We start from the raw sequence: 19,393 nt of genomic DNA on the forward strand, positions 1-19,393 counted from the left end.
ATCAAGAAGATTATGAATTTCACGCGGTTAATGTTGTGCCGCTTCCCATAGGGCAAAGTCCGCCGCATTCGTGTGCTGCAAGAGTGCTTCGACCTCTGGCAGTAACGAAACTTCCATCCGTGGCGACACATTCAGCTCTTTCAATGCCAGCTTCACATTCAACCGCGTTTCAAGGAATTCGATGAGCTTTGGTTGCGCCTCATACCGAAACACGTAATCGCATTTGGTCGGACCGTTGTTCGCGGCGAGGAATTTCGCCTGAGAGCCGACATTTGCAAACGGGGCGGGCTTTTCTTCGCAATATTCGACTACAAACTCATCAAACGTAATGCCGCGCGTGCTGTTCTTGCTTCCGACCAGATCGTCGCGATTTCGGTAACGATACCAGCTCGATAGCCAATCAATCGGATGACGGACGACGGCAACGGTCTGCAGCCCCTCGGCACCTGCCTTTTCTAGCATTGGCAGAACGAACCGTTTGTATCGGTAGTAGGGCGTATGTTTGAGAATCGGTGGATCGCGGAACACGGCTTGGGCACGCGGCGCAAGAGCGCCTTCAATTGCCGTTGTGCCAGTCTTCGGCACGGCCAGAAAAACAAGCTTTTCGTTCCAGAAAACAAGCATATCGACGCAAAATCCTACTCTCGGTTTGCATGTAAACTACTCTTTAATCTCTCGCGAATGAAAGTGGTCCATGAAAATAATTCTTGAAATGTTCTCTTTTTGATCTCATAGGGAATGAGAACAAGAAGCGAACAAAGGCAATGATTGCCGCACCCCTTTCGGTGTGAAATAAGGATCGCAAAGATGGCAATGGCAGATATTTTGAGCATGACTGACAAGAAAACCGCCGACAAGCAAAAGGCGTTGGAATCCGCACTGGCCCAGATCGAACGTCAGTTCGGCAAAGGGTCGATCATGAAGCTCGGTAAGGATAGCCCGGTCCAAGAGATTGAGGCAACATCGACTGGCTCTCTTGGCCTCGATATCGCGCTCGGGATTGGCGGTCTGCCGAAGGGCAGGATCATCGAAATTTATGGTCCTGAATCGTCGGGTAAGACCACGCTGACCCTTCACGCGATTGCGGAAGAACAGAAAAAGGGCGGTGTTTGCGCATTCGTCGACGCAGAACATGCTTTGGACCCGATCTATGCGAAAAAACTCGGCGTTGATCTGGATGAACTGCTGATTTCGCAGCCTGACACGGGCGAACAAGCACTCGAGATCGTCGATACCCTCGTGCGTTCTGGCGCTGTGTCTATGGTCGTCGTCGATTCGGTCGCGGCACTGACACCGAAGTCTGAACTTGAAGGGGACATGGGTGATAGCAACGTTGGTGTTCATGCGCGTCTGATGTCGCAGGCGATGCGCAAACTCACAGGTTCGATTGCTAAATCGAACTGCATGGTGATCTTCATCAACCAAATCCGTATGAAGATTGGCGTGATGTTCGGTTCGCCTGAAACCACAACTGGCGGTAACGCTCTGAAATTCTATGCCTCCGTCCGCCTCGACATCCGTCGTATCGGCGCAATCAAGGACCGTGATGAAGTGGTCGGTAACTCGACTCGCGTTAAAGTCGTTAAAAATAAAGTGGCTCCGCCGTTCAAGCAGGTTGAATTCGACATCATGTATGGGGAAGGTATTTCCAAAACGGGTGAGTTGTTGGACCTTGGCGTGAAAGCCGGCGTTGTTGAAAAGTCTGGCGCTTGGTTCTCTTACGGGGATGAACGGATCGGTCAGGGGCGTGAAAACTCCAAAACCTTCCTCAAGGAAAATCCGCAGATCGCTCTCGAAATCGAAGATAAAATACGCGCCGCGCATGGTCTCGATTTCCATATGGATGACAATGACAGCGACGATGATCTCGTCGAGATGTAATTGATCAAGTTCTGACGAAAGGCCGCTCTTTTGGGCGGCCTTTTTCATTGGGCTTTACGCGGGGTAGATGGAGGGGTATTCCACCACGGACACTTTGAATTCAAGGACCGCCATGACGAGCCTTTCTGATATCCGCTCTACCTTCCTCAGCTATTTCGAACGGAATGGTCACACCATCGTTCCGTCATCTCCGCTGGTTCCGCGTAACGACCCGACCCTGATGTTCACGAACTCGGGCATGGTGCAGTTTAAGAACTGCTTTACCGGCGTTGAAAAGCGCGATTACGTGCGCGCGACGACATCGCAAAAATGCGTGCGGGCAGGGGGCAAACACAACGACCTCGATAACGTAGGTTACACGGCGCGCCACCACACTTTCTTTGAAATGCTCGGGAACTTCTCCTTCGGCAATTACTTCAAGAACGAAGCAATTCCGTTCGCGTGGGAACTGATCACCAAAGATTTCGACATCGACCCCAAACGTCTTTTGACGACCGTCTATCACACCGATGACGAAGCGTTTGAGATTTGGAAAAAAGTTGGCGTTCCTGAGGATCGCATCATCCGTATTTCGACCTCGGATAACTTTTGGCAGATGGGGCCGACTGGTCCGTGTGGTCCGTGCACAGAGATTTTCTACGATCACGGCGATCACATTTGGGGTGGCCCTCCGGGCTCGCCTGAGGAGGACGGTGACCGTTTCATCGAAATCTGGAACGTCGTTTTCATGCAGAACGAACAGTTCGAAGACGGCTCGATGAAAGCGCTGGACATGCAGTCCATCGACACGGGTATGGGTCTGGAACGTATCGGCGCACTGCTTCAGGGCAAGCACGACAACTACGATACCGACCTGATGCGCGCTCTGATCGAAGCGTCAGCCAACGCCACCAGTGTTGATCCAGATGGTCCAGGCAAAACACACCACCGTGTGATCGCAGACCACCTACGTTCGACTTCGTTCTTGATTGCGGATGGTGTGATGCCATCCAACGACGGTCGTGGCTACGTTTTGCGCCGCATTATGCGTCGCGCGATGCGTCACGCGCACCTCCTTGGTGCGACCGACCCACTGATGCATCGTTTGGTTCCTGCACTCGTTCGTGAAATGGGCGCTGCGTATCCAGAACTTGGTCAGGCTCAGGCCTTGATCGAAGAAACGCTTCGCGCCGAAGAAACCCGTTTCAAGCAAACTTTGGATCGCGGCCTGAAATTGCTGGACGACGAACTGTCTGATCTGCCCGAGGGTGCCAACCTTCCTGGTGAGACCGCGTTTAAACTCTACGACACTTACGGCTTCCCGCTCGACCTCACACAGGATGCGCTGCGTGAAAAAGGCCGCGCCGTGGATACCGACGGCTTTGATGCCGCTATGGAAGAACAAAAGGCCAAAGCGCGCGCCGCGTGGTCTGGTTCTGGCGAAGCAGCCGACGCGACCGTTTGGTTCGAAATGGCGGATAAATTCGGCGTAACTGAATTCCTCGGCTATGACACCGAAACCGCCGAAGGTCAGATTCTGTCGGTTGTTAAAGTCTCCGATGTTGTTGAAACCGCAGCGACGGGCGAAACTGTTCAGATCGTGGTAAACCAAACGCCGTTCTACGGTGAATCGGGTGGTCAGGTCGGCGATACGGGCTTTATCCGCACCGAAACAGGTACGGCAAAAGTCACGGACACCAAGAAATCGGCTGGTATCTTCATCCACTTCGCAGAAGTCACCGAAGGGTCGATCAGCCGTGGTCAGGCGGCAAAGCTTGAAGTGGAACACGAACGTCGCGGCGACATCCGCGCGAACCACTCTGCCACCCACCTTCTTCACGAAGCCTTGCGCGATGCGCTCGGTGATCATGTGGCGCAGCGCGGATCGTTGAACGCGCCAGACCGTCTGCGTTTTGACTTCAGCCACGGCAAGGCACTGTCAGCCGAAGAGCTGTCGCAGGTTGAAGCCGATGTAAACGCGATGATCCGTCAGAACACTGCCGTTGAAACGCGTATCATGACGCCAGACGATGCACGTGCCCTAGGTGCGCAGGCGTTGTTCGGTGAAAAATACGGCGACGAAGTTCGCGTTGTGTCGATGGGCCGCTTGCTCGGTTCGGGCAAGGGTGCGGACGGCAACGTCTATTCGCTCGAGCTTTGCGGCGGCACGCATGTCCGTCAGACCGGTGATATCGGTGCGTTTGTTGTTCTTTCGGACAGCGCATCTTCGGCTGGCGTTCGCCGTGTTGAAGCCCTGACTGGTCAGGCTGCGATCGCTTACCTCAAAGACCAAGAGGCGCGGTTGAACGCTGTCGCATCGGTGCTCAAAGCACCTGCAAGCGAAGCCGCTGATCGTGTCAAAGCGCTCATGGATGAACGCAAGGCACTCGCAAACGAAGTGGCGCAACTGCGTCGCGAACTCGCGATGTCGGGTGGTGCAAAAGCCGAAGAACCTGTCAAAGAAATCAATGGCATGGCGTTTAAAGCTCAAGTTCTATCGGGCGTAACCGGCAAAGATCTCCCTGGCATCATTGATGAAATGAAAGGCCAAATGGGTTCGGGCGTTATCCTTCTTATTGCGGATGCAGATGGTAAAGCCGCCGTTGCCTGTGGCGTCACCGCTGACCTGACGGGCAAGGTCTCGGCAGCGGATATCATTCGCGCCGTTACTCCAGAGCTTGGCGGGAAAGGCGGCGGCGGTCGTCCTGACATGGCTCAGGGTGGCGGTGCGTCGGTTGAAAATGCGGACGCTGCCATCAAAGCAGCTGAAGCAGTAGTTGCAGGAGCATAATCATGGCTGGAGCCTATTGGATCGCCCACGTCAACGTAACGGACGAAGCCGCGTACAGCGAATATGCAAAACGTGCGACCGTCGCCATTGCAGACCACGGCGGGAAATTCCTCGCACGCGGTGGCAAATATGAAATCCTAGAAGGCAAAGACCGCGCTCGCCATGTCGTCGCGCTCTTCCCAAGCCTCCAGATTGCTCATGATTGCTACTATTCGGACGCGTACCAAGAGGCGCTCAGCTACGCCAAAGGTGCCAGCGAACGCGATCTTTTGATCGTCGAAGCAGCCGAGTAAAAGTAATTTAAAAGGGCGCCTGAAAATTCAGGCGCCTTTTTTGTTGACCTAGGAGCACCTTTGCTCAACCATTGCGGTACTTATGTATTAGGCAATAGGGGGTCAGATGTCCGATATCCGTACTGAAATATTAAATGCTCTTGCTTCGAGCAATCTAGACGCGTCTGTTGAGGCAGAGGTAAAGCTCGCCTTGGATACAAGTTCAACTCGCGGAAACTCCGTTGGGCGAATTTTGGACGACTCCAGTTTAAATAATACTGAGAAGGCGGATCAGTTGAGTGTCCTTGCCATCACTGGTCCGGGCGGCGTTGCTGGCGCAATTGCAATTGGCATAATCATCGGGATTTTGCTTTGATAAATGAAAAACGGACCCCGAAGGGTCCGCTTTTTTATCCGTATTATGCGGAGCGCGATTGGCGCTTCCGCTCATGCGGATCGAGGTAACGTTTGCGAAGGCGAACCGCGTTCGGGGTAACTTCCACCAGTTCGTCGTCGTCGATGTAAGCAATCGCTTGCTCTAGCGACATCACAGTCGGCGGTGTCAGTTTAACAGCTTCGTCGGTGCCCGAGGCACGAACGTTGGTCAGCTTTTTACCTTTGAGCGGGTTCACTTCCAGATCGTTGTCACGGCTGTGCTCGCCGATGATCATACCTGTGTAGACAGGATCCTGCGGGTTGATGAACATCTTGCCGCGATCTTCGAGGTTCCACAGAGCGTAGGCCACTGCGGTGCCGTTCTCCATAGAGATCAGAACGCCCTGACGACGACCAGCGATTGGGCCCTTGTGAGCAACCCAACCGTGGAAGAGGCGGTTCATGACGCCGGAACCACGGGTGTCGGTCAGGAATTCGCCGTGGTAGCCGATCAGGCCGCGCGACGGAACGTGAGCCACGATACGGGTCTTGCCGTTGCCACCTGGGTTCATTTCGACCAGATCGCCTTTGCGCGGGCCAGTGAGTTTTTCAACGACAACGCCAGTGTATTCGTCGTCAACGTCGATGGTGACTTCTTCAACGGGTTCCATACGAACGCCGTCTTCATCTTTAAAGATAACCTGCGGACGCGAGATCGACAGCTCAAAGCCTTCGCGACGCATGTTTTCGATCAGAACGCCCATCTGGAGTTCGCCACGGCCCGAAACGATGAACGCTTCGCCACCTGGGGTGTCTTCGATTTTGATTGCGACGTTGGTTTCAGCTTCTTTCGACAGGCGGTCACGGATGACGCGCGACTGAACTTTTTTACCGTCACGGCCAGCGAGCGGAGAGTCGTTGATGCCGAACATGACAGAGATGGTCGGCGGATCGATCGGCTGCGCAGGGATCGCTTCGTTCACCGAAGTATCAGCCAGCGTGTCCGCAACGGTCGCTTTGGTCATGCCAGCGATGGTCACGATGTCGCCTGCTACGGCTTCGTCGATCGGCTGCTGGGACAGGCCACGGAAGGCGAGGATTTTGGTGCAGCGGAAGTTTTCGATTTTCTTGCCGTCGCGCGACAGTGCGTGCAGAGAGTCACCTGTTTTCAGGGTGCCAGCTTCAACGCGGCCCGTCAGAATACGACCGATGAACGGGTCAGCAGAGAGGGTGGTTGCCAGCATGCGGAACGGTTCGTCTTTTGCGGCCAGCTGCTTTGGCGGCTCAACGTGTTTCACAACCAGTTCGAACAGCGCGGTCAGGTCTTTGCGCGGACCGTCGAGTTCGGTGTCACACCAGCCCGAACGGCCAGATGCGTAGAGGTGCGGGAAGTCTAGTTGTTCTTCGTTCGCGCCGAGGTTCGCAAAGAGGTCGAAACATTCGTCTAGCGCGCGATCCGGCTCTGCGTCTGCTTTGTCAACTTTGTTGAGAACAACGATCGGCTTCAGGCCGAGAGCCAACGCCTTGGACGTTACGAATTTGGTCTGTGGCATCGGGCCTTCAGCCGCGTCAACCAGCAGAACAACGCCGTCTACCATGGACAGGATGCGTTCAACTTCACCACCAAAGTCAGCGTGGCCGGGGGTGTCAACGATGTTGATCCGTGTGCCGTTCCATTCGACGCTGGTTGCTTTCGCAAGGATGGTAATCCCGCGCTCACGTTCAATGTCGTTCGAGTCCATTGCCCGTTCAGCAACAGCCTGATTTTCACGGAACGCGCCGGATTGCTTTAGAAGTTCGTCCACAAGCGTCGTTTTGCCGTGGTCAACGTGCGCGATAATCGCGATATTACGGATATCCATAGTGCAGCCTTAAAAGGAGAGTTGGCTGCGCCTTACCGTGCAATCGCAGCAAAAGCCACCCCTAAAGGGCTTAATGCGTGCCAGTTGTGTTGGAAAAGACGTTAATCACCACAATTCCGCCTAAGATCATCGCCAGCCCAAGGATCGCGGGTAGGTCGAGGTACTGTTTGAACCAGACCCAACCGATGATCGACACAAAGATAATCCCCATTCCTGACCACAACGCGTAAACGATCCCAACGGGCATAAAACGCACTGTATAGGCCAACAGATAGAACGAGATCGCGTAGCCAACCACGACGACAGCTGTCGGGCCGAGCTTTGTGAATTGGTCGGATGCTTTCAATGCAGAGGTAGCAACGGTTTCTGCCATAACAGCAAATACCAGTGCGATAATATGGGTTGGCATGAACGGGCCTTTAGGTTGCGATATAGCGATCTTTACGGTGGTTGATGGCGATCACGAGGTTCACAACCAGTGCGCCTAAGAAACTGTAGGCGACTGTCGGCAGATCGCGCAAGCCTGGGGCCACGATAAAGAGTGCGCCATCAAACAGAAGTTGTGTCCATCCCGCACGGAAGCCTGTCTTCTCTTGAATATAGAGCGCCAGAATACCGATCCCTCCAAGGCTCGATCCATGACGGAAGAGCGCCATGAGCGCCGCTCCGGTGACAAAGCCAAAGAGGATCGCACCGACGACAGGCGTAAGCGTTGCGAACGCAATGTGCGACGGAAGAATAGTCGTCAGAACAGAGAGCGAGGCTACCGCAACAAATGTCTTGATCATGAACCGCAGACCCATTCGTTTATACCCGAGCCAATAAAACGGTAGGTTCACGGCAAAGAACACGGGGCCAAAACCCCAGCCGGTTGCATAGGAAATCAGAATGGCGAGGCCCGCCGTTTGCCCCGTGACAAAGCCGAGGTGCGTCAGGATCAAAACGCCAAATGACGCCATTGAGACGCCGAACGCGATACCTTGGGCGTCTTCGATAAGAGAGTGTTTTTCGGTGGCAGTCATAAATTACGTTCCAATGTAGCGATCTCGGCGGTGGTTAAAGGCGATCACGCCGTTCAAAACCAATGCGCCAAGGAGCGAAAACCCAACGACCCGCAGCGGGAGGAGCGCCGCAGCCGTTGCGAAAATGATAATGTCAGCCCCGATCTGGACGTATCCCGCACGAAACCCCGTGCGGTCTTGGATCATCAACGCAATGACACCCAAACCGCCCAGCGATGCATTGTGACGAAACACGCCCAAGAGGCCAAACCCGCACAGCACGCCAAAAGCAATCGTGCCGAACAGCGGGTCAAGGTAATCGAAGGTCATCAGGTGCGGTATATAGGCGACCATGACGGACAGGGCGGTCACACAGATCAGGGATTTGATCGTGAATGCTGCACCCATTCTGAACCACGCGAACACGTAGAATGGGAGGTTGATCAGGAAAAACGCCCAGCTGAAACTGATGCCTGAAATATAGCTCACGATCAATGCAATGCCTGCCGTTTGCCCCGTTACAAAACCCAAAGATTTAAGCATTGTCAGTGCAATAGATGTCGTGAGTAATCCGATTGATAGCCCTTGTAGGTCTTCGATCGGGGTGTGTGGGACACTATTTTGCGGGACAGGAATCGGTGCTGGCATGACCTGTATATAGGTCAGTATTACTTACCTGTCCATCAGGCGCGTGACCTGCGTCACGCGCCTGACCATTGGTTAGCCGATTAGAGCTTTGTTCAGGTATTCATCCAGCTTTTCGAGGAAGCCAATCGTGGTCAGCCAGCCTTGGTCCGGACCAACAAGAAGGGCGAGGTCTTTGGTCATATGACCGTCCTCAACACACTGAACCGTCACGCGTTCCAGTGTCTCGGCAAAGCGCATCAGTTGCGCGTTCTCGTCCAGCTTTGCACGGTGCTTCAACGCGCCCGTCCAAGCATAAATCGTCGCAATAGAGTTGGTCGAGGTGGCTTTGCCCGCCTGATGGTTGCGGTAGTGGCGGGTGACGGTGCCGTGCGCGGCCTCGGCCTCAACAATCTTGCCATCGGGTGTCATTAACTGCGACGCCATCATGCCGAGCGAGCCATAACCCTGCGCGACGGTGTCCGATTGCACGTCACCATCGTAGTTCTTGCAAGCCCAGACAAAGCCGCCGTTCCATTTTAGCGCACAGGCCACCATATCGTCGATTAGGCGATGTTCGTACCAGATCCCGGCTTCTTTGAATTTCTCTGCAAATTCAGCCTCGTAGATTTCTTGGAACAGATCCTTAAACCGACCGTCATAGGCTTTGAGGATGGTGTTTTTGGTCGATAGGTATACAGGCCATTTCAGCGATAGACCGTAGTTGAACGACGCACGCGCGAAGTCGCGGATCGAACTGTCGAGGTTATACATCCCCATGTATACGCCAGCGGATGGCGCATCATAGACATCGCGTTCGATCACAGTGCCGTCCTCGCCAACGAACTTCATCGTCAGTTTGCCTGCGGTCGGGAAGTGGAAATCGGTCGCCTTATATTGGTCGCCAAAGGCATGACGGCCCACAACAATCGGGCGCGTCCAACCAGGGACGAGGCGCGGGACGTTCTTACAGATGATCGGCTGGCGGAACACAACGCCGCCGAGGATGTTGCGGATCGTGCCGTTCGGCGACTTCCACATTTGTTTCAGTCCGAATTCCTCAACGCGGGCTTCATCGGGAGTGATTGTCGCACATTTGACGCCGACGCCATGCTCTTTGATCGCGTAAGCCGCATCGATGGTGATCTGGTCGTTGGTGCGATCCCGCTCTTCAATGCCGAGATCGTAGTATTTCAGGTCGATATCGAGATAGGGCAGGATTAATTTCTGTTTAATAAAGTCCCAGATGATCCGTGTCATCTCATCGCCGTCGAGCTCGACAACGGGGTTGGCTACCTTGATCTTGGTCATGGGGTGCTCCGCAAACTAACGTGTTTGCGCGCACATTAGACCAAAGTCGGACGGATTTCCAGAACTGTATGCAATTGTATACAATTATTTTTGAAATTCTTTTGCGAACCACTCATGGGCGCGAATGCGGGTATCGACTTCGGCCCAAACCGCGGGCGCACCCTTTGCGATCTTATCCCCGACACGACCGACAAGTTGCGCGTAGCTAACGTTGTAGTCAGGCCATGATCCGCCGCCGTTCTCTAGGTTTGAGGCCAAGGGCTGCACACGGTCGATCGACTTGGCAAAGATTGCATCATCGCTTTCCGCAGCCTCAAACTCTTCCCAGAGCGCACGGAGTGTCGCACCTTGGGCAGACGGTAAGAGACCAAAAAGACGATCCGCCGCCAGACGTTCGATCTGTTCCTGTTCGGCAGGGTCGAAATCTCCGTGGATCGGCGTATCGCCCGCATCAATCTCGACCAGATCATGGATGAGAAGCATACGGATCACGCGGCCGATGTTCACAGGCTTGATCGCATGAGAGGCCAAAGTCATCGCATAGAGCGCGATATGCCAACTGTGTTCGCCAGAATTCTCATGCCGCGATCCGTCGCAGAGTTTTGTTGCGCGGTAGACAGACTTTAACTTGCAGGCCTCTAACAGGAACGCCAATCGCAGTAGGTAGTCGGTGGACGCCATTGAGATCGTCCCATCGAGCATTGATTTCGCATGGGAATAAGCCTCAGGCCAACTCTCGGCCAAAGGGCTCGCCCGTCCGGTCGTCAGATTGCCCCGCACGACCTCTACATGATCAGGTACTGGGTTCGGCGCGAAGAGCGTTTGATACATCGGCTGTGCTGTATCCAACCGTTTCGCAAATTTCGCAGTCGGCGTTTGGGCGGCTTCGAATTCGTCCCAGATGCCGCGAAACTCTTTGGCTTGGGGCAGGGGCAAGAGGCCAAAGATACGCTCGGCGGCCTTGCGTTCGGCCACTGCAACAGCGTCCCAATCATGTGCCTCATGGATGGGGTGATCGCCCGCGTCGATCTCTACGATGTCATGAAGCAGCAGCATTGCGATAGCGTGATCCACGTCCACATTGGGCGCAGCGGTATCGCCAAAGACCAACGCATAGAGCGCGAGGTGCCAGCTATGTTCAGCACTGTTTTCCGGACGGCTGCAATCAATCAGCAGATTGGCGCGGTCTACGGATTTGAGCCTGTCCGCCTCGTTCAGGAAAGTAAACTGGGCGGACAGGGTCGATGTCATTGGGATGATGCCTCGAATTGGGCTTTGCGTTGCGCGAGGAGGTCGCGCGCTCGGGCTTCGGCGCGGCGGACACGGATGGCCGTGTTGAAAGCTTCTTGAAGCGTCTGCGATGACGCTCCAAGAATTTCTGCCACTTTGCGAACGATCTGATCGTCCCCGCTGCGGGCCTCGTCCTCTAGCGCTAATTGCGCCAGCTCGTCGGCCATATCATCCAGTAGAGCCATGGATCAGCGTGTGTTTTCCGTCAGGCGACGGCGTACGTAGCCTTGAACAGAGTTGATCATCGTGTCCATGTGCGGGTCTTCAAAGAAGTGACCAGCGCCGTCCACAACGTCGTGCGTGATGGTGATGCCCTTTTGGTCGTGCAGTTTGTTTACAAAGGTTTCCGTATCTGCGGGCGGTGCTACGCGGTCAGCCGATCCGTTGATGACCAGACCCGAGGACGGGCAGGGCGCAAGGAACGAGAAGTCGTACATATTCGCAGGCGGTGCTACCGATACAAAGCCAGTGATCTCAGGGCGACGCATCAAAAGCTGCATGCCAATCCACGCCCCGAACGAGAAACCAGCGACCCAACAGTGTTTAGAACCGGTGTTCATCGACTGTAGGTAGTCGAGAGCCGACGCCGCATCAGACAGTTCACCAATGCCCTGATCGTATTCACCTTGGCTACGGCCTACGCCACGGAAGTTGAACCGTAGAACGGTAAAGCCGAGGTTATAGAACGCATAGTGCAGGTTATAGACCACACGGTTGTTCATCGTGCCGCCAAACTGCGGGTGCGGGTGCAAAACGATTGCAATTGGTGCGTCACGATCTTTTTGCGGATGGTAACGGCCTTCGAGCCGGCCTTCGGGACCGGGGAAAATCACTTCGGGCATGGTGCTCCCTGCGCGTTATGTAGGGTGTCGGAATTCTTGACTATAATTCTCGGACACCTTAGAAGGATTCTAAATTATCAGGACGGACGTCCTGTGGGCTGTGTCGGAGTTAATGAGGCAGACCGCTTACGTCAATGATCTTGCGCATGAAATGGGCGTTCTGACAGGGGTATATGTATGAAACTGAGCACCAAAGGCCGTTATGCGGTGGTTGCACTGGCGGATCTGGCCCTCCAGCCCGAAGGATCGCTAGTAACTTTGGCCGAGATTTCCAAACGTCAGGACGTGTCGCTTCCCTATCTTGAGCAGCTTTTCGTGAAGCTGCGCCGCGACGGTTTGGTCGACTCTGTCCGTGGTCCAGGCGGCGGATACAAGCTATCCCGTCCAGCCTCGGAAATCCGCGTGTCGGACATTCTGACCGCCGTCGACGAAACCGTCAGCGCCATGCACAAAGGGGCAGGGGCATCGGGTGCGAATTCGGGCAGCCGTGCGCAATCCCTGACCAACCGTCTTTGGGAAGGCCTCTCGGCCCATGTTTACGTCTTTCTCCATCAGGCCCGCCTGTCGGACGTGATCAACAACGGCCTTGCGCCGTGCCCTGCCGTTCCAGCCTTGTTCGAGGTGGTGGACGAGTGACCCGCACGTATCTGGATCATAACGCGACGGCACCTTTACGTGCTGAGGCCAAAGAGGCCATGGTTGCTGCGATGGATATCGTCGGCAATCCGTCGTCAGTGCATTCAGAAGGTCGTGCGGCCAAGGCTCTGCTGGAAAAATCCCGTCAGCAGATTGCTGAGGCTTTGGGTGCAGGCAATGCTGATCTCGTGTTTGTGTCGGGTGCGACAGAAGCGGCGGCGCTGGCCTGTGCAGGTCGCACGCTTCAGGGTGCGCCGATTGAACACGACGCGGTTGGCGCGTGGCTCGATATGTCAATTCCCGTTGATGCGAACGGCATCGTGACGGTTGATGACCCCGTGAACAGCTGCCTGCAACTGGCGAACTCCGAAACGGGTGTCATTCAGACCCTCCCCAATGGTTTGGCGGTATCTGATGTGACCCAAGGGTTCGGCCGCATCCCCTTTGCCTACAGCTGGGCGGGCGTTGAGATGGTCTTTGCCTCCGCTCACAAAATCGGCGGTCCCAAGGGTGTTGGCGTCCTCGTGATTCCGCAAGGTCACGACCTCAAGGCGCAGTTGTTGGGCGGTGGTCAGGAAATGGGGCGCCGTGCTGGGACTGAGAATTTGGTCGGCATCGCGGGCTTTGCGGCTGCGGCGGTCGCTGGTCAAAAAGACCTCGCAGATGGACGCTGGGATGAAGTCGCAGAATTGCGGAATTTGTTGGAGGCACGTATTGCCGATGCCTCAAAAGATACTATTTTTGTCGGGAATGCTGTTACGCGGTTGCCCAACACCTCGTGCTATGTGACACGAGGCTGGAAAGGCGAAACCCAAGTGATGGCAATGGACCTCGCCGGATTTGCGATTTCAGCAGGATCAGCGTGTTCATCCGGCAAAGTAAAAGCCAGCAGAGTTTTGCAGGCGATGGGATTGGACGAAGTCGAAGCCGCTAGCGCGACGCGGATTTCACTTGGTCTGGAAACAACGAAGGCTGAAGTGCTGGCATATGCCGATGCTTGGGCAGATCGTTACAAGAAGATGCGCGCACGCGCCGCTTAAGAGAGGAAGGGTCATGGCTGCACTAGACCGCCCCGAATTGGACGTAAAAGAAGGTGTCGATCAGGACACTGTAGATGCCGTTGCAAAGCTGTCGGGCAAATACAAATACGGTTGGGAAACCGAGATCGAGATGGAATACGCCCCTAAAGGCGTAAACCCCGATATCGTGCGCTTGATCTCGGAAAAGAACGAAGAACCAGAATGGATGACCGAATGGCGTCTGGCTGCGTTTGAGCGTTGGGAAACCATGACCGAACCCAAGTGGGCCATGGTCAACTATCCAGAGATCGATTTTCAGGATCAGTATTACTATGCCCGTCCGAAATCGATGGCTGAAAAGCCCAAGTCGCTCGACGACGTCGATCCCAAACTTCTCGAAACCTACAAAAAACTGGGTATCCCTCTCAAAGAGCAGATGATCCTCGCCGGTGTTGAGGGTGCTGAGGACTACAAAGAGGGCGAACGTAAAGTCGCCGTCGATGCGGTCTTTGACTCTGTCTCGGTTGGCACGACCTTCAAGAAAGAGTTGGAAAAGGCTGGCGTCATTTTCTGCTCGATTTCTGAAGCGATCAAAAACCACCCCGAGTTGGTTAAGAAATACCTCGGCTCTGTGGTGCCCGTCTCGGACAATTACTACGCCACGCTGAACTCTGCCGTGTTCTCGGACGGGTCGTTTGTCTACATCCCGCCGAACACCCGCTGCCCGATGGAACTGTCGACCTATTTCCGTATCAACGCGGAAAACACGGGCCAGTTCGAACGCACGCTGATCATCGCGGACAAGGGCTCTTACGTGTCCTACCTTGAGGGCTGCACTGCGCCGCAGCGCGATACCGCACAGCTCCACGCTGCGGTCGTCGAGATCATCGTCGAAGAAGATGCAGAGGTGAAATACTCCACCGTTCAGAACTGGTTCCCTGGTGATGAAAACGGCAAAGGTGGCATCTATAACTTTGTGACCAAACGCGCAGACTGCCGCGGTGATCGGTCCAAGGTTATGTGGACGCAGGTCGAAACAGGTTCTGCCGTTACTTGGAAATACCCGTCCTGCATCCTGCGTGGTAACGATAGCCAAGGCGAGTTCTACTCGATCGCAATCGCTAATAACTACCAGCAGGCCGATACGGGCACAAAAATGATCCACCTTGGCAAGAACACCAAGAGCCGGATCGTGTCCAAGGGCATCTCTGCAGGTAAAGCACAGAACACTTACCGTGGACTGGTGTCGATGCACCCGAAAGCCAAGAACAGCCGCAACTACACCCAGTGTGACAGCTTGCTGATCGGCTCGCAGTGTGGCGCGCATACCGTGCCTTACATCGAGGTCAAAAATAACTCGTCCCGCGTGGAACACGAGGCAACCACATCCAAGGTGGACGACGATCAACTCTTCTACTGCCGCCAGCGCGGCATGGACGAAGAAGAGGCCGTCGCTCTGGTGGTGAACGGGTTCTGTAAAGAAGTGCTTCAAGCGCTGCCGATGGAATTCGCTTTGGAAGCCCAACAACTCGTCGCGATCAGCCTCGAAGGCTCGGTCGGTTAAGATATTCGCCCGCGCAGGGCACAACAGTTAGTGCGGGTGGCGCGACACCCGAAGGAGATAAAGATGCTGGAAATCAAGAACCTGCATGTCAAACTTGAAGACGAGGATAAGCAGATCCTCAAAGGCGTAAACCTCACGGTTGAGGCTGGCAAGGTCCACGCAATCATGGGGCCGAACGGGTCGGGTAAATCGACGCTGTCTTATGTCCTGTCGGGCCGCGATGGCTATGAGGTCACCGACGGTGAAGCGACGCTTGATGGTGCTGACCTTCTCGATCTGGAACCAGAAGAGCGCGCCGCTGCAGGCCTGTTCCTCGCGTTCCAATATCCCGTTGAAATCCCGGGCGTGGGCAACCTGACCTTCCTGCGCACCGCTGTGAATGCTCAGCGCAAAGCACGCGGTGAAGAAGAACTGTCCAGCGCAGATTTCCTAAAGGTCGTGCGTGAACGTGCAAAGACGCTGAAAATCGACGCGGATATGCTCAAACGCCCTGTAAACGTTGGTTTCTCGGGTGGTGAAAAGAAACGCAACGAAATCCTGCAGATGGCGATGCTTGAGCCCAAAATGTGCATCCTCGACGAGACTGACTCTGGCCTCGACGTGGACGCGATGAAGCTCGTGTCTGAAGGCGTGAATGCGCTGCGCTCTGAGGGGCGTTCGTTCCTCGTGATCACGCACTACCAGCGTCTTCTTGACCATATCAAACCAGACGTCGTACACATCATGGCGAATGGCCGTATCATCAAAACGGGCGGCCCAGAGCTGGCGCTCGAAGTTGAAAACAACGGTTACGCCGACCTCTTGGCGGAGGTGGAATAATGGCTCTTCCCAAGATCAAGGCCGACGCGACCGATGCGCGTCTAGCGGCCCTGACCTTGCCGGATGGGGCAGGTTGGGCAACCGAGGCGCGTAAGTCCGCACTCTCTCGTGTGTCGGCGATGGGTTTGCCGATCAAACGTGACGAATATTGGCGCTACACCGATCCGACCTCGCTGACGTCGATCGACGCGCCAGAGGCTGCGGTTTTCGAAAGCGACGAGGCACCTGTTTTCAACGATCTCGACCGTCTGAAAATCGTTTTCGTCGATGGTGTGTTCGATGCTGAGGCCTCTGACGATCTGTCGCTCAACGGTGTGGAAATCGAACGTCTCTCGGATGCGATGGGCCGCGATATTCACTGGGCCAAAGACCTCTACGGCGTTCTGGAAACCCGCGGTCAAACACCCGTGCAGCGTCCACTGGCCGCTTTGAACACAGCTTTTGCGACCGATGGGATCGTGATCCGTGTCACCAAACAGGTGAGCAAGCCGATCAATCTGATCTACCTGCACAAGGACGTGTCCTCTGACGCGATCTTGCATCATGTCGTAAAGGTCGAAGAGGGCGCATCCGTCACTCTGTTGGAAAACGGCCCTGCGGCTGCGCGTTTCAACAAGGTGCTCGAGGTTGAGGTCGCTGACAAAGCGTCCTTCCACCATGTCCGCGCTCAAGGTCGCGACCACGAACGCCGCGCTGTGACGGGGATCTTTACCCGCCTCGGCACAGAGTCCGCGTTCAAGTCCTTTACCCTGACTGTGAACGGCGTTCTAACCCGCAACGAAACCGTGATTGAACTCACGGGCGATGATGCGATTGCGCATGTCGCGGGTGCCTGCGTTGGCGATGGCCGCGATTTCTTGCACGATGATACGGTGTTCATCACCCACGATGCAGAGCGTTGCGAAAGCCGTCAGGTGTTTAAAAAGGTGCTCCACAACGGCGCGACTGGCGTGTTTCAGGGTAAAATCCTCGTCAAAGAGGGCGCTCAGAAAACCGACGGTTACCAGATTTCCCAAGGTCTCTTGTTGGATGACGATTCAAACTTCCTCGCGAAGCCTGAGTTGGAAATCTACGCCGATGACGTGGCTTGTTCGCACGGGTCGACCTGTGGCGCACTCGACGATACGGCGCTCTATTACCTGCGGTCGCGCGGTGTTCCAAAGGGCGAAGCCACGGACATGCTGACGCTCGCGTTCCTCGCCGAAGCTCTGCAAGAGATCGAAAACGAGGAAATCGCGGACGAGCTTGGCCAACGTCTCGAACAGTGGTTGGGGCGTCGCCGGTGAGCGTAACCCGCGATATGGTCGCCACATGGCGCGGACCGCGTGCGGTGATGGACAAACTGTTGTCCATGGGTCACCGCGAGGACCGCGCCTTGGCTTTCCTGATGGGCGGCTGCGCGCTGAACTTCCTCGCCACATGGCCCTATGCCGTGCGTGTCGAGGAAATGACAGGCGTTAGTTCGCGCGAACAGATCACTGGGGCATTGTTCCTCTGGGTCTTTATCGCACCGCTGTTTTTCTACGCCCTCGCAGCCGTCAGCCATCTGGTTGCCAAAGCGTTGGGCGGCAAAGGCAGCTTTTACACCGCGCGCGTTGCGCTGTTCTGGTCCATCCTTGCCACTGCGCCGATCGCTCTGTTTTACGGGCTGCTGCGTGGGTTTAACGGCGACGTTGCCGCGACCAATATCATTGGTGGGCTCTGGGGACTTTCGTTCCTCTTTATCTGGGTAAAAAGCCTGATTGAGGCTGAAAAGGACGTCTGACATGTATGACGTAAATGCCATCCGCAAGGATTTCCCGATCCTATCGCGCACGGTCAACAATAAGCCGCTGGTCTACCTTGATAACGGTGCCTCTGCGCAAAAGCCGCAGGTGGTCATTGATGCCGTCACGCGTGCCTATTCCGAGGAATACGCAAACGTCCACCGCGGGCTGCATTTCCTGTCGAACCTCGCGACGGACAAATACGAAAGCGTACGTGGCGTTGTGGCAAAGTTCCTGAACGCTGCTGATGAGGACGAGATCATCCTCAATTCTGGCACGACCGAGGGCATCAATATGGTGGCCTACGCTTGGGCCGCGCCGCGCCTTCAGGCGGGGGACGAGATTGTTTTGTCGTTGCTCGAACACCATGCGAATATCGTTCCATGGCATTTCTTGCGTGAACGTCAGGGTGTCGTTCTGAAATGGGTCGAACCTGATGCAGATGGCAACCTTGACCCTCAAGCCGTAATCGACGCCATTTCGCCCAAAACAAAACTGGTCGCAATTACTCAATGCTCCAACGTGTTAGGAACCGTTGTTGATGTGAAAACCATCTGCCAAGCTGCTAGAGAGAAAGGTGTTCCTGTTCTTGTTGATGGCAGCCAAGGCGCGGTTCACATGCCTGTTGATGTCCAAGACATCGGCGCGGATTTCTACCCGATCACGGGTCACAAACTCTACGGCCCGTCAGGATCTGGCGCGATCTACGTGCGCAAAGAACGTCAGGCAGAAATGCAGCCCTTTATGGGTGGTGGCGACATGATCCGCGAAGTGTCGCGCGATGCAGTTACTTACAATGATCCACCAATGAAATTCGAGGCAGGCACACCGGGCATCGTCCAAACCATCGGAATGGGCGTCGCTCTCGACTACCTGATGCAGATCGGGATGGAGCATATCGCGGCCCACGAACGTGACCTTCGCGATTATGCGAACGAACGCCTGCGTGGTCTGAATTGGCTGAAACTTCAGGGCAACCCTGCGGATAAGGCCGCGATTTTCTCGTTCACTTTGGACGGTGCGGCCCACGCGCATGACATCTCAACCGTGCTTGATAAAAAGGGCGTTGCCGTCCGTGCGGGCACCCATTGCGCTATGCCCTTGATGGAGCATATGGGCGTTGGTGCGACCTGCCGCGCGTCCTTTGGCATGTACAACACCAAAGCCGAAGTCGACGTTCTCGTGGACGCGCTAGAGTTCTGTCACGAACTTTTCGGTTAAGATTGGCCAAGTGGCGATTTCGCATTGCGACCAGAAATCGCCACGGCTATAGAACGCGTTAGGCACCCGTAGCTCAGCTGGATAGAGCGCTGCCCTCCGAAGGCAGAGGCCACAGGTTCGAATCCTGTCGGGTGCGCCAT

20 protein-coding genes and 1 tRNA gene are annotated in these 19,393 nt (G+C 55.2%); 12 read left to right on the forward strand and 9 right to left on the reverse strand.

Translation table 11 applies throughout. From position 1 onward, the window contains the following. Positions 1-27: 27 nt before the first annotated feature. A complete protein-coding gene (locus tag BSK21_RS06050; protein WP_067547720.1) occupies positions 28-624 on the reverse strand; it encodes a gamma-glutamyl kinase in 597 nt (198 codons plus the stop codon). Between the two features lie 183 nt (positions 625-807). On the opposite strand from BSK21_RS06050, the gene recA reads away from it, so the two are divergent. The 4 genes from recA (at position 808) to BSK21_RS06070 (ending at position 5,299) form a co-directional block, all read left to right on the forward strand. Beyond that, on the forward strand, positions 808-1,881 hold the full coding sequence (gene recA / locus BSK21_RS06055; protein ID WP_067547723.1) for a recombinase RecA: 1,074 nt from the start codon (positions 808-810) through the stop codon (positions 1,879-1,881). Between the two features lie 112 nt (positions 1,882-1,993). Then, positions 1,994-4,651, forward strand: coding sequence for an alanine--tRNA ligase (alaS, locus tag BSK21_RS06060; RefSeq protein ID WP_067547726.1), 2,658 nt, complete (start codon positions 1,994-1,996; stop codon positions 4,649-4,651). Between the two features lie 2 nt (positions 4,652-4,653). After that, a complete protein-coding gene (locus BSK21_RS06065; RefSeq protein ID WP_067547729.1) occupies positions 4,654-4,944 on the forward strand; it encodes a DUF1330 domain-containing protein in 291 nt (96 codons plus the stop codon). 106 nt (positions 4,945-5,050) lie between these two features. Beyond that, positions 5,051-5,299: a hypothetical protein gene (locus BSK21_RS06070; RefSeq protein ID WP_067547732.1), complete on the forward strand. Its 249-nt coding sequence runs from the start codon at positions 5,051-5,053 to the stop codon at positions 5,297-5,299. Between the two features lie 43 nt (positions 5,300-5,342). Here BSK21_RS06070 and typA read toward each other — a convergent pair whose 3' ends face one another. From typA to BSK21_RS06110, 8 genes are all read right to left on the reverse strand, one after another. Beyond that, positions 5,343-7,160, reverse strand: a complete 1,818-nt coding sequence (gene typA / locus BSK21_RS06075; protein WP_074038980.1) for a translational GTPase TypA — start codon at positions 7,158-7,160, stop codon at positions 5,343-5,345. A gap of 70 nt (positions 7,161-7,230) precedes the next feature. Then, the gene (locus BSK21_RS06080) at positions 7,231-7,569 is read right to left on the reverse strand and encodes a multidrug efflux SMR transporter (protein ID WP_067547735.1); all 339 of its coding nucleotides are present in this window, start codon (positions 7,567-7,569) and stop codon (positions 7,231-7,233) included. A 10-nt stretch (positions 7,570-7,579) separates the two neighbouring features. Beyond that, positions 7,580-8,182 (reverse strand): YitT family protein, encoded by a 603-nt coding sequence (locus tag BSK21_RS06085; RefSeq protein ID WP_067547739.1) that lies wholly within the window; start codon positions 8,180-8,182, stop codon positions 7,580-7,582. 3 nt (positions 8,183-8,185) lie between these two features. Next, complete coding sequence (locus tag BSK21_RS06090) at positions 8,186-8,704, reverse strand: YitT family protein (protein WP_367639598.1); 519 nt, start codon at positions 8,702-8,704, stop codon at positions 8,186-8,188. A 177-nt stretch (positions 8,705-8,881) separates the two neighbouring features. After that, positions 8,882-10,096 (reverse strand): NADP-dependent isocitrate dehydrogenase, encoded by a 1,215-nt coding sequence (locus BSK21_RS06095; RefSeq protein WP_067547752.1) that lies wholly within the window; start codon positions 10,094-10,096, stop codon positions 8,882-8,884. Between the two features lie 84 nt (positions 10,097-10,180). Next, positions 10,181-11,347 (reverse strand): HD family hydrolase, encoded by a 1,167-nt coding sequence (locus BSK21_RS06100; RefSeq protein ID WP_067547756.1) that lies wholly within the window; start codon positions 11,345-11,347, stop codon positions 10,181-10,183. Beyond that, complete coding sequence (locus BSK21_RS06105) at positions 11,344-11,571, reverse strand: hypothetical protein (protein WP_067547758.1); 228 nt, start codon at positions 11,569-11,571, stop codon at positions 11,344-11,346. The genes BSK21_RS06100 and BSK21_RS06105 overlap by 4 nt, the downstream gene beginning before the upstream one ends. A gap of 3 nt (positions 11,572-11,574) precedes the next feature. After that, complete coding sequence (locus BSK21_RS06110) at positions 11,575-12,228, reverse strand: alpha/beta hydrolase (protein WP_067547760.1); 654 nt, start codon at positions 12,226-12,228, stop codon at positions 11,575-11,577. Between the two features lie 177 nt (positions 12,229-12,405). On the opposite strand from BSK21_RS06110, the gene BSK21_RS06115 reads away from it, so the two are divergent. The 8 genes from BSK21_RS06115 (at position 12,406) to BSK21_RS06150 (ending at position 19,392) form a co-directional block, all read left to right on the forward strand. Then, positions 12,406-12,864, forward strand: a complete 459-nt coding sequence (locus tag BSK21_RS06115; protein WP_067547762.1) for an Rrf2 family transcriptional regulator — start codon at positions 12,406-12,408, stop codon at positions 12,862-12,864. Then, on the forward strand, positions 12,861-13,904 hold the full coding sequence (locus tag BSK21_RS06120) for a cysteine desulfurase family protein (protein ID WP_074038981.1): 1,044 nt from the start codon (positions 12,861-12,863) through the stop codon (positions 13,902-13,904). Before BSK21_RS06115 ends, BSK21_RS06120 begins: the two co-directional genes overlap by 4 nt. Before the next feature lie 13 nt (positions 13,905-13,917). Next, positions 13,918-15,447 carry a Fe-S cluster assembly protein SufB gene (sufB, locus tag BSK21_RS06125; RefSeq protein ID WP_067547765.1) on the forward strand — a complete coding sequence of 510 codons (1,530 nt, stop codon included), beginning with the start codon at positions 13,918-13,920 and terminating at the stop codon, positions 15,445-15,447. Between the two features lie 63 nt (positions 15,448-15,510). Further along, positions 15,511-16,266, forward strand: coding sequence for a Fe-S cluster assembly ATPase SufC (gene sufC, locus BSK21_RS06130; protein WP_067547768.1), 756 nt, complete (start codon positions 15,511-15,513; stop codon positions 16,264-16,266). After that, on the forward strand, positions 16,266-17,552 hold the full coding sequence (locus tag BSK21_RS06135; protein ID WP_067547775.1) for a SufD family Fe-S cluster assembly protein: 1,287 nt from the start codon (positions 16,266-16,268) through the stop codon (positions 17,550-17,552). The genes sufC and BSK21_RS06135 overlap by 1 nt, the downstream gene beginning before the upstream one ends. Then, a complete protein-coding gene (locus tag BSK21_RS06140) occupies positions 17,549-18,031 on the forward strand; it encodes a YIP1 family protein (protein ID WP_067547779.1) in 483 nt (160 codons plus the stop codon). Before BSK21_RS06135 ends, BSK21_RS06140 begins: the two co-directional genes overlap by 4 nt. Position 18,032: 1 nt before the next feature. Next, on the forward strand, positions 18,033-19,253 hold the full coding sequence (locus tag BSK21_RS06145; RefSeq protein WP_067547782.1) for a cysteine desulfurase: 1,221 nt from the start codon (positions 18,033-18,035) through the stop codon (positions 19,251-19,253). A 62-nt stretch (positions 19,254-19,315) separates the two neighbouring features. After that, a tRNA-Arg gene (locus BSK21_RS06150) sits at positions 19,316-19,392 on the forward strand. The last annotated feature ends 1 nt before the right edge of the window (position 19,393 follow it).

Origin of the sequence: Marivivens sp. JLT3646, from assembly GCF_001908835.1 — a bacterium.
Taxonomy (GTDB): domain Bacteria; phylum Pseudomonadota; class Alphaproteobacteria; order Rhodobacterales; family Rhodobacteraceae; genus Marivivens; species Marivivens geojensis.

What these genes read in the sequence shown, in the direction of transcription:
- BSK21_RS06050 (WP_067547720.1), bottom strand. Translation starts at nt 624, where the DNA reads ATGCTTGTTTTCTGGAACGAAAAGCTTGTTTTTCTGGCCGTGCCGAAG.
- recA (WP_067547723.1), top strand. Translation starts at nt 808, where the DNA reads ATGGCAATGGCAGATATTTTGAGCATGACTGACAAGAAAACCGCCGAC.
- alaS (WP_067547726.1), top strand. Translation starts at nt 1,994, where the DNA reads ATGACGAGCCTTTCTGATATCCGCTCTACCTTCCTCAGCTATTTCGAA.
- BSK21_RS06065 (WP_067547729.1), top strand. Translation starts at nt 4,654, where the DNA reads ATGGCTGGAGCCTATTGGATCGCCCACGTCAACGTAACGGACGAAGCC.
- BSK21_RS06070 (WP_067547732.1), top strand. Translation starts at nt 5,051, where the DNA reads ATGTCCGATATCCGTACTGAAATATTAAATGCTCTTGCTTCGAGCAAT.
- typA (WP_074038980.1), bottom strand. Translation starts at nt 7,160, where the DNA reads ATGGATATCCGTAATATCGCGATTATCGCGCACGTTGACCACGGCAAA.
- BSK21_RS06080 (WP_067547735.1), bottom strand. Translation starts at nt 7,569, where the DNA reads ATGCCAACCCATATTATCGCACTGGTATTTGCTGTTATGGCAGAAACC.
- BSK21_RS06085 (WP_067547739.1), bottom strand. Translation starts at nt 8,182, where the DNA reads ATGACTGCCACCGAAAAACACTCTCTTATCGAAGACGCCCAAGGTATC.
- BSK21_RS06090 (WP_367639598.1), bottom strand. Translation starts at nt 8,704, where the DNA reads ATGCTTAAATCTTTGGGTTTTGTAACGGGGCAAACGGCAGGCATTGCA.
- BSK21_RS06095 (WP_067547752.1), bottom strand. Translation starts at nt 10,096, where the DNA reads ATGACCAAGATCAAGGTAGCCAACCCCGTTGTCGAGCTCGACGGCGAT.
- BSK21_RS06100 (WP_067547756.1), bottom strand. Translation starts at nt 11,347, where the DNA reads ATGACATCGACCCTGTCCGCCCAGTTTACTTTCCTGAACGAGGCGGAC.
- BSK21_RS06105 (WP_067547758.1), bottom strand. Translation starts at nt 11,571, where the DNA reads ATGGCTCTACTGGATGATATGGCCGACGAGCTGGCGCAATTAGCGCTA.
- BSK21_RS06110 (WP_067547760.1), bottom strand. Translation starts at nt 12,228, where the DNA reads ATGCCCGAAGTGATTTTCCCCGGTCCCGAAGGCCGGCTCGAAGGCCGT.
- BSK21_RS06115 (WP_067547762.1), top strand. Translation starts at nt 12,406, where the DNA reads ATGAAACTGAGCACCAAAGGCCGTTATGCGGTGGTTGCACTGGCGGAT.
- sufB (WP_067547765.1), top strand. Translation starts at nt 13,918, where the DNA reads ATGGCTGCACTAGACCGCCCCGAATTGGACGTAAAAGAAGGTGTCGAT.
- sufC (WP_067547768.1), top strand. Translation starts at nt 15,511, where the DNA reads ATGCTGGAAATCAAGAACCTGCATGTCAAACTTGAAGACGAGGATAAG.
- BSK21_RS06135 (WP_067547775.1), top strand. Translation starts at nt 16,266, where the DNA reads ATGGCTCTTCCCAAGATCAAGGCCGACGCGACCGATGCGCGTCTAGCG.
- BSK21_RS06145 (WP_067547782.1), top strand. Translation starts at nt 18,033, where the DNA reads ATGTATGACGTAAATGCCATCCGCAAGGATTTCCCGATCCTATCGCGC.